The following is an 8,708-nucleotide window of genomic DNA, read 5'->3' on the forward strand; positions in this document are numbered from 1 at the left end:
CGGCAGTTGTCACAACCGTACAAGAATTCGGCGGTTACGACGCCGTGACCCCGCGGTACGGGGCAAGTTCTTGTCTGCGGGCAGGGCCCTCGTTAGCGTACTGACCAGTAACGAAACCGCACGGTAACCCCGCCGACTTTTCCGGACCGGCCCGATCCACCATTCGGACCAGCACCGGAACGGACGTTCGGCGGGCATTCCGCCGTGCCCGGAAATTGCTGGGAGGTCGGGCGATGGCGTTTCCCGGCGCCGCGGCGCTGCACCAGACCGGCCGGCTTTACGCGCTGGGGCTCGACGTCGTCCGGCTGACGTTCCGCCGTCCGTTCCAGTTCCGTGAACTCGTGCAGCAGTTCTGGTTCATCGCGAGCGTGTCGATCCTGCCCACCGCGCTGGTCTCGATCCCGTTCGGCGCGGTGATCGCGCTGCACATCGGGTCGCTGACCACGCAGATCGGCGCGCAGTCGTTCACCGGCGCGGCGAGCGTGCTCGCGATCATCCAGCAGGCCAGCCCGATCGTGACCGCGCTGCTGATCGCGGGCGCGGGCGGCAGCGCGATGTGCGCCGATCTCGGTTCGCGCACCATCCGCGAGGAGATCGACGCGATGGAGGTGCTGGGGGTTTCGCCGATCCAGCGGCTGATCGTGCCGCGGGTGCTGGCCGCGATGGGCGTGGCGGTGTTCCTCAACGGCATGGTCAGCGTGGTCGGCGTCCTCGGCGGCTACTTCTTCAACGTGATCATGCAGGGCGGCACCCCGGGTGCGTACCTGGCGAGTTTCTCCGCGCTGGCGCAGCTGCCGGACCTGTGGATCAGCGAGATCAAGGCATTGCTGTTCGGATTCGTCGCCGCGGTCGTCGCGTCGTATCGCGGCCTGAACCCGCGCGGCGGGCCGAAGGGCGTCGGCGACGCGGTGAACCAGTCCGTCGTGATCACGTTCCTGCTGCTGTTCGTGCTGAACCTGGTCCTCACCACGGTCTACCTCCAGCTCGTGCCGCCGAAGGGAAGCTGATGGCCACCCCGACTCCGACGCGCGTGCTTGAGGCCGTCGACCGCAGGCTGGGCTTCCTCGACACTCTCGGCGACCAGATCCTGTTCTTCCTGCGCGCGCTCGGCTGGGTGCCGCGCGCCGTACGCCGGTACCTGCGCGAGATCGTCCGCCTGCTGGCCGAGGTGAGCTTCGGCAGCGGCGCGCTGGCGGTGATCGGCGGGACCATCGGCGTGATGGTCGGGATGACGGTCGCGACCGGGACTGTCGTGGGGCTGCAAGGGTATTCGGCGCTGAACCAGGTGGGGACGTCGGCGTTCGCCGGGTTCATTTCCGCGTACTTCAACACGCGTGAGATCGCGCCGCTCGTGGCCGGGCTGGCATTGTCGGCGACGGTCGGCTGCGGGTTCACCGCGCAACTGGGCGCGATGCGGATCTCGGAGGAGATCGACGCGCTCGAGGTGATGGGCATCCCGAGCGTGCCGTATCTGGTGACCACGCGGGTGATCGCCGGGTTCATCGCGGTGATCCCGCTGTACGCCGTGGGCCTGTTGTCGTCGTATCTCGCGTCGCGGCAGGTCACGGTGTGGGGCTTCGGGCAATCGGCCGGCACCTACGACCATTACTTCCTGCTGTTCCTGCCGCCTGGCGACGTGCTGTGGTCGTTCGGGAAGGTGCTGATCTTCAGCGTCGTCGTGGTGCTCGCGCATTGCTACTACGGCTTCCGCGCGAGCGGCGGACCGGCTGGTGTCGGTGTCGCGGTGGGCCGGGCGGTGCGGACGGCGATCGTCGCGATCAGCGTGCTGGACTTCTTCCTCAGCCTCGCGATCTGGGGTGCCACCACGACCGTGCAGGTGGCCGGATGAAGCGGCGCTGGCACAAGACCGGAGTCCGCACCGCCGGGGTGCTGTTCCTGGCGGCGCTGTCGGCGTTCGTGCTGCTCACGGTGAAGATCTACAACAAGGACTTCATCACCACGGTCCCGGTGACGCTGCAGGCCGACCGAGTTGGCAACCAGCTGCGCGCGGGTGGGCAGGTGAAGGCGCGCGGCGTCGTGGTCGGCGAGATCCGGGGCGTGCGCGCGATCCGCGGCGGCGCGGAGATCTCGCTGGCGCTGGAGCCGGAGCAGGTGAAATGGCTGCCGGTCAACGTGTCCGCGTTGCTGGTGCCCAAGACCCTGTTCGGCGAACGGTACGTCCAGCTGTCCATTCCGGACACTGGCCGGAAGCGCCCCTTGCGGGCCGGAGACGTGATCTCGCAGGACCGGTCGGCGAACGCGATCGAGCTGGAGCGCGTCTTCGACAACCTGCTCCCGGTGCTGAAGGCCGTGCAGCCGCAGAAGCTGTCCACCACGCTGACCGCGGTTTCCACGGCACTGCAAGGCCGCGGCGCACAGCTGGGCCAGACGCTGGCGACCGCCTCGGACTACCTGCGGCGGTTCAACCCGAACCTGCCGCAGCTGGACCAAAACGTGCGCGACCTCGCCACCGTCACCCAGATGTACGGCGACATCGCACCCGATCTGCTCGACGCGCTCACCGATTCGTCGGTCACCCTCGGCACGATCAACGCCAAGCGAACCGACCTCGGCTCGCTCTATCAGCAGGTCACCACGTCGTCGCGGGACCTGACGACGTTCCTGCGGCAGAACCGGCACAACATCATCGCGTTGTCCGCGGACAGCCGCCGTCCGCTCGAAATCGGCGCTAAGTACTCCCCCAGCTTCCCTTGCACTCTACAGGCGCTCACCGACTTAAAACCGTCGATGGACAAGGTCCTCGGCGCGGGAACGAAGGAACCCGGGCTGCACGTCGAGGTCACCGTGTCCACGTCGCGCGGGAAGTACGTCCCGGGCAAGGACGATCCGGCCTACACCGGGAAAACCGGCCCGCGCTGCTACCCAAGCGGGGTGACACCGGCCGCGGGCACTCCGGCGAGCGTGCCGTCGACCGGCGACCTCGGCATCGCGAATTCCCCGCAGGAGCAGCAGTTCCTGGCCCCGCTGCTCGCGCCTTCGCTGGGCGTTTCGACCGCTGACGTGCCGATGTGGAGCAGCGTGCTCGTCGGCCCGCTGTACCGCGGAACGGAGGTGACGGCGAAGTGAGAAACCTTGCCGATCCCCTGGTCAAAAGCCTGATCTTCATCCTGGTCACCGTCCTCGCGACAGTCGTTCTCGCCTTGTCGATCACCGGCGGCTCGGTCGGCGGAAGCCAGCGGTACGGGGCCACGTTCGTCGACGCCACCGCGGTGAACGTCGGCGATGACGTGCGGATTTCCGGGGTGAAGGTCGGGCAGATCGAAGGCCTCGACGTCGTCGGCCAGAACCGCGCGCATGTCAGCTTCTCGCTGGAGAACGGCCGCACGGTACCCGCCAACGTGACCGCGGTGATCAAGTACCGCAACATGGTCGGCCAGCGCTATCTCGCACTGGAACGCCCTCGCAACGCTGCCGGGGTGCTGCCGTCCGGCGGCGAAATCCCACTGGACCGCACGACTCCGGCGCTCGACCTGACCGACCTGTTCAACGGATTCAAACCGCTCTTCCAGGCGCTCTCGCCCCAGGACGTCAACGACCTGTCCGGCGAGATCGTCCAAGTGCTGCAAGGAGAAGGCGGCACGGTGACCGAACTGCTCCAGCACACCGGATCGCTCACCAGCACGCTCGCCAGCCGCGACCAGGTCATCGGCGAGGTGATCGGCAATCTGAACTCGGTGCTGAAAACCGTGAACGGCAAGGGAGATTCGCTCGCGACGCTGGTGTCGACCCTGCGTCAGCTCGTGTCCGGGCTCGCCGGGGACCGCACGGCGATCGGCGACGCGGTGTCCGGCCTGGCCGAGCTGACGCAGTCCACGAGCGGGCTGCTCACCGAGATCCGGCCAGGGCTGAAGGACAGCATCTCCGGTCTCGACGCGCTGACCCGGAACCTGAACAAGGGGGAGGCCGACGTGGACAAGGCACTGACCACGCTGCCCAAGAAGATGAACGGCATCGGCACGCTCGGGTCGTACGGCTCGTGGATGAACTTCTACCTGTGCGAAGCCGTCCTGGAGACGTCTCCGCCGCGCGGCGTGGCGGAGACCGCGGCGAGGTGTGGCGCGTGAAGTCGTTCCGGGAGCGCAATCCGCTCGTGCTGGGGATCGTCGGCAGCGTCGCGCTGGCCGCGGTGCTCACCGGCACGCTGAACTACAACCGCCTGCCCTTCCTCGGCGGTACCACCTACCAGGCCGAGTTCACCGAGGCCGCCGGGCTGCAGGCGGACGACGAGGTGCGGATCGCCGGGATCAAGGTCGGCGAAGTGTCCCAAGTGGACCTGGACGACGATCACGTGCTGGTCAGCTTCCGGGTCAAGAACGCCTGGATCGGCGACCGGACGTCGGCGCAGATCAAGATCAAAACGTTGCTGGGCCGCAAGTTCCTGGCCCTCGACCCGGCCGGGCGGGCGGAGCAGAACCCGGACCGGCCGATCCCGCGCGACCGCACGGTGACCCCGTACGACGTGACCGACGCGTTCAACGGCCTCGCCGACACCGCGGGCGCGATCGACACGAAGCAGCTCGCGACCAGCTTCTCCACGATCAGCGACACCTTCCGCAACTCGCCGCAGCACGTCCGCACCGCACTGGACGGGCTCAGCGCACTGTCGAAAACGGTCTCCTCGCGCGACAACGAGATCGCCGAACTGCTGGCCAACGCACGCAAGCTGACCACCACGATCGCCAACTCGAACGACGACTTCGAGAAACTCGTCAAGGACGGCGACCTGCTGCTCACCGAACTGGACCACCGCCGCGACGCGATCCACCAGCTGCTCGTCGGAACCCAGCAGCTCGCCAAGCAGCTGTCCGGGCTCGTTTCGGACAACACCGCGCAGCTCGCTCCGGCGTTGCAGCAGCTCAACCGCGTGACCGACCTCCTCCAACGGCAGGACGAAAACCTCGCGCAAAGCCTCAAACTCGCCGGACCGTACTTCCGCGTGCTGAACAACACCGCGGGCAACGGCCGCTGGATCGACAGCTACCTGTGCGGCCTTCTCCCGGAGAACCGCGATCCGTGCACCCCGCCGAAGGGAGGCGCGAAATGACCACGCGCGCATCCCGTTTCGTCGTCTTCCTGCTGGTGATGGCCTTGGTGATCTGCGGCGTCCTGTGGTGGGTGTTCTCCGGCTCCGGCCGATACCGCGTCACGGCGTACTTTCCGCGAGCCGTCGGCGTCTACAGCGGATCCGACGTCCGGGTGCTCGGAGTGAAGGTCGGCGAGGTCACCGCGGTCCTTCCGCAGGGCAGCCAGGTTCGGGTCGACTTATCGGTAGATCCGCACATTCCCGTCGCCGCCGACACCACCGCGCTGGTCATCGCCCCGAGCGTGGTCGCCGACCGCTACGTCCAACTGGGCACACTCGCCCGCGGCGGCCCGCGGTTGGCCGACGGCGCGGTGATCGGCGCCGATCGCACGGGCACACCGGTGGAGCTGGACCAGCTATATTCGAGCCTCGACACGCTGAGCAAAGCGCTCGGCCCGAACGGCGCGAACTCCACCGGCGCGCTGTCCGATCTCCTCCGCACCGGCGCGGCGAACCTGGACGGCAACGGCAAGGCGTTCAACACCTCCGTCCGCGACTTCGCCCGCCTCGCCCGCACACTGGCGGGCAACTCGCAGGACCTGTTCGGAACCGTCGACGAACTGCAGAAGTTCACCACCATGCTCGCCACGAACGACCGCCAAGTCGCGGACGTGAACCAGCAACTGGCCAAGGTGTCAGCCACGTTGGCGGCGAACCGCGGCGAACTGTCCGGCGCCTTGCGCTCGCTCGGCAGCGCGCTGGCTTCCGTCCAGGGCTTCATCCGGGACAACCGGGCCGCGATCAAGTCCAATGTGGACAAACTGGCCAAGACGACGCGGACGCTGGTCGACCAACGCGCGTCACTGGCCGAAACGCTGGACGTCGCGCCGCTGGCCGCGCAGAACGTGCTGAACGCGATCGATCCGGAAACCGGACGTCTGCAAGGCCGCGCTGACCTGCTGGACTACCTGCCGTTCCCGGCGACGGACGCGGCCGTGACGGGAGGCGGCCGATGAAGGCACGAAGACTTTTCCTCGCACTGGCGGTGAGCACGCTGGCCGGCTGCGCCGCACCCGGCGGCTTCCAGGGCGTCTACGACCTCCCGCTGCCCGGCGGCGCGGACCTCGGCGCGCATCCGTACGAGGTCACCGTCCAGTTCGCCGACGTCCTGGACCTGGTCCCGCAGGCCGCGGTCAAGGTGGACGACGTCCCCGTCGGTCGCGTCCAATCGATCCGCCTTGGCGCCGACGGCTGGACCGCCGAAACCGTCCTGGCGGTCAACGGCGACGTCCACCTGCCCGCGAACGCCGTCGCCCGGCTGCGCCAATCGTCGCTGCTGGGCGAGAAATTCGTGGAACTGGCAGCGCCGGTCGCGTCCCCCTCCGGACAGCTGGGCGACAAAGCCGTCATCCCGGTATCGCGAACCAACCGCAACCCGGAGTTCGAGGAGATCTTCGGCGCGCTGTCACTGCTGCTCAACGGCGGTGGAATCGGTCAGCTGCAAACGATCAACCGCGAACTGACGAAGGCGATGGACGGCAACGAGGAGGAGATCCGCAGCTTCCTCTCCGGGGTCAACCAGCTGATGACGAACCTCGACGCGCACCGCCGCGACATCACCGCCGCGCTGGACGGCCTCAACCACCTGTCGGCGTCGCTGGCCGACCGGAACCAGCAGATCGCCGACGCCCTCACCGACCTGACCCCAGGGTTGAAAACCCTCACCGACCAGCGACCGCAGCTGGTGACGATGCTGCAATCGCTGGACCAACTGTCCACAGTGGCCACCGAGGTCACGAACAAGAGCCGCGACGACCTGGCCGCCGACCTGCGCGCACTCGCTCCCATCCTGCGCCGCCTGGCCGATGCGGGTCAGAACCTGCCGAAGGCGTTGGAAATCCTGCCCTCGTTCCCCTTCACCGACCCCGTCCTGGACGCGATCAAGGGCGATTACCTCAACGTCTACGCCACGGTCACTCCCGGTGCCGGTGTCCCGCTGCCTCCGCCGGGCCAAGGCGTCCCGCCCGGCCTTCCGACGCTGCCTCCCCCTTCAGGGGGCCGCTGATGCTCACCAGACGGATCCGGATCCAGGTCATCGCCTTCGTGGTCGTCGCACTGGCCGCGACCTCGTTCGTCGGCGCGAAATACGCCGGAATCGCACGCCTCTTCGGTGCCGGAACCTACACCGTGCACCTCGAACTTTCCGAAGGCGGCGGCATCTTCACCAACGGAGAGGTCACCTACCGAGGCGTGGCGGTCGGCCGGATCGGCCAGCTGCGCCTGACCGAACACGGCATGGAAGCGGATCTGCTGCTGGACAGCTCCGCCCCGCAGATCCCATCGAAGGCCCGTGCGGTCGTCGCGAACCGCTCCGCCGTCGGAGAGCAATACGTCGACCTGCAACCGGCCACCGACCAGGGCCCCTACCTTGAGGACGGCAGCGTAATCCCGCGCAGCTCCACCACCCTGCCGCTCCCCGTGCAAACCTTCCTCTCCGATGTGGACTCGCTGACCGCCTCGGTGCCGACCGAGGACCTGCGCACCGTGGTCAACGAACTGGACAACGCTTTGCAAGGCAGCGGGCCAGACCTGCAACTGCTGATGGACACCGCAAGGTCGTTCACCAATTCCGCCTCCGCCCACCTGCCCCAAACAACAAAACTCATCGACGACGGCTCGACAGTCCTGAAAACGCAAGCCGCGTCCTCGACCGCGTGGCGCGACTTCAGCCGAAACGCCCACCTGTTCGCCGCTCAGCTGGCCTCCTCGGACGGTGACCTGCGCCAGCTGATCGCCACCGCCCCGCCGGCCGCTTCCCAGGTGACGGGCTTGCTGCGCGACAACAGCCCCGGCCTGCCCATCCTGATGGCCAACCTCTTGACGACAGCCGACGTCTTCAGCGCCCGAACCGACGGCCTGGAGCAACTGCTGGTGACGTTGCCGAAAACCGTAGCCGCGACGTCGTCAGCCATCACCCCCGACAGCGGGCGGCTGTCACTGGCCTTGACGTTCTTCGACCCGCCGCCGTGCCGGAAAGGGTACGAAAGCACGAAGATCCGCAGCAGCGCCGAGCTGCCGGTGCTCCCGTTCAACACCTCCGCAGCCTGCACCCTGCCCGCCGGCGACCCCTCCTCGGTGCGCGGCTCCCAACACGCTCCGCACCCCGGGGTCCCGGAGCCCGCCCAACCAGGCGGCCTCCCCGGGGCGGCTGCCGGACTTCCGACGTCGACCAATCTGGAGGAGATGCTGTGGCTACGCCGGGGAAACTGACGGTCTCACCGGACGAAGCTCCCTCCGGTGACAACGCGTCGCTGCCTGACGCAGCGTCTTCACACGTCGCCGACGACTCCGCGACCGAACCTGACGCTTCCCGTCCCGCCAGCGACCCCGCCGCATTCCGCCCCGAGGTTCCCGCCACCGACCCCGCTACATCCCGCCCCGAGGTTCCCGCCGCCGAGGCCGCTGCATCCCACCCCGAGGTACCCGCCAGCAACCCCGCCGCATCCCGCCCCGAGGTTCCCGCCAGCAACCCCGCTACATGGTGGATTCGAGGGGTCGTTGCAACGCGGGTGGTTCAACTGGTTTTGGTGAGGAGTGTAGCGAGGCGTTCGGCGGGGGTGTCCCAGTTGAGTGTTTTGCGGGGGCGGCGGTTGAGTTGTGCGGC

At 67.9% G+C, this 8,708-nt stretch carries 8 protein-coding genes; all 8 read left to right on the top strand.

The genetic code is table 11. The features are described from left to right. The first annotated feature begins 233 nt into the window (after positions 1-233). From A4R44_RS33300 to A4R44_RS33335, 8 genes are read left to right on the top strand one after another with little or no spacing between them, the layout of a single operon-like run. A complete protein-coding gene (locus tag A4R44_RS33300; RefSeq protein WP_037811666.1) occupies positions 234-1,007 on the top strand; it encodes an ABC transporter permease in 774 nt (257 codons plus the stop codon). Continuing rightward, positions 1,007-1,849, top strand: coding sequence for an ABC transporter permease (locus tag A4R44_RS33305; RefSeq protein WP_067589468.1), 843 nt, complete (start codon positions 1,007-1,009; stop codon positions 1,847-1,849). The genes A4R44_RS33300 and A4R44_RS33305 overlap by 1 nt, the downstream gene beginning before the upstream one ends. Further along, positions 1,846-3,087 (top strand): MCE family protein, encoded by a 1,242-nt coding sequence (locus tag A4R44_RS33310; RefSeq protein WP_067589471.1) that lies wholly within the window; start codon positions 1,846-1,848, stop codon positions 3,085-3,087. The genes A4R44_RS33305 and A4R44_RS33310 overlap by 4 nt, the downstream gene beginning before the upstream one ends. Further along, complete coding sequence (locus tag A4R44_RS33315) at positions 3,084-4,085, top strand: MCE family protein (protein ID WP_067589474.1); 1,002 nt, start codon at positions 3,084-3,086, stop codon at positions 4,083-4,085. Before A4R44_RS33310 ends, A4R44_RS33315 begins: the two co-directional genes overlap by 4 nt. Then, positions 4,082-5,065, top strand: coding sequence for an MCE family protein (locus tag A4R44_RS33320; RefSeq protein WP_067589538.1), 984 nt, complete (start codon positions 4,082-4,084; stop codon positions 5,063-5,065). The genes A4R44_RS33315 and A4R44_RS33320 overlap by 4 nt, the downstream gene beginning before the upstream one ends. Next, the gene (locus tag A4R44_RS33325) at positions 5,062-6,060 is read left to right on the top strand and encodes an MCE family protein (RefSeq protein WP_067589477.1); all 999 of its coding nucleotides are present in this window, start codon (positions 5,062-5,064) and stop codon (positions 6,058-6,060) included. Before A4R44_RS33320 ends, A4R44_RS33325 begins: the two co-directional genes overlap by 4 nt. Next, a complete protein-coding gene (locus tag A4R44_RS33330; protein ID WP_067589480.1) occupies positions 6,057-7,109 on the top strand; it encodes an MCE family protein in 1,053 nt (350 codons plus the stop codon). The genes A4R44_RS33325 and A4R44_RS33330 overlap by 4 nt, the downstream gene beginning before the upstream one ends. Continuing rightward, positions 7,109-8,314: an MCE family protein gene (locus tag A4R44_RS33335; RefSeq protein WP_067589483.1), complete on the top strand. Its 1,206-nt coding sequence runs from the start codon at positions 7,109-7,111 to the stop codon at positions 8,312-8,314. Before A4R44_RS33330 ends, A4R44_RS33335 begins: the two co-directional genes overlap by 1 nt. Positions 8,315-8,708: the final 394 nt, after the last annotated feature.

Origin of the sequence: Amycolatopsis sp. M39 (genome assembly GCF_001651785.1) — a bacterium.
Taxonomy (GTDB): Bacteria; Actinomycetota; Actinomycetes; order Mycobacteriales; family Pseudonocardiaceae; genus Amycolatopsis; species Amycolatopsis rubida.

What these genes read in the sequence shown, in the direction of transcription:
- A4R44_RS33300 (WP_037811666.1), top strand. Translation starts at nt 234, where the DNA reads ATGGCGTTTCCCGGCGCCGCGGCGCTGCACCAGACCGGCCGGCTTTAC.
- A4R44_RS33305 (WP_067589468.1), top strand. Translation starts at nt 1,007, where the DNA reads ATGGCCACCCCGACTCCGACGCGCGTGCTTGAGGCCGTCGACCGCAGG.
- A4R44_RS33310 (WP_067589471.1), top strand. Translation starts at nt 1,846, where the DNA reads ATGAAGCGGCGCTGGCACAAGACCGGAGTCCGCACCGCCGGGGTGCTG.
- A4R44_RS33325 (WP_067589477.1), top strand. Translation starts at nt 5,062, where the DNA reads ATGACCACGCGCGCATCCCGTTTCGTCGTCTTCCTGCTGGTGATGGCC.
- A4R44_RS33330 (WP_067589480.1), top strand. Translation starts at nt 6,057, where the DNA reads ATGAAGGCACGAAGACTTTTCCTCGCACTGGCGGTGAGCACGCTGGCC.
- A4R44_RS33335 (WP_067589483.1), top strand. Translation starts at nt 7,109, where the DNA reads ATGCTCACCAGACGGATCCGGATCCAGGTCATCGCCTTCGTGGTCGTC.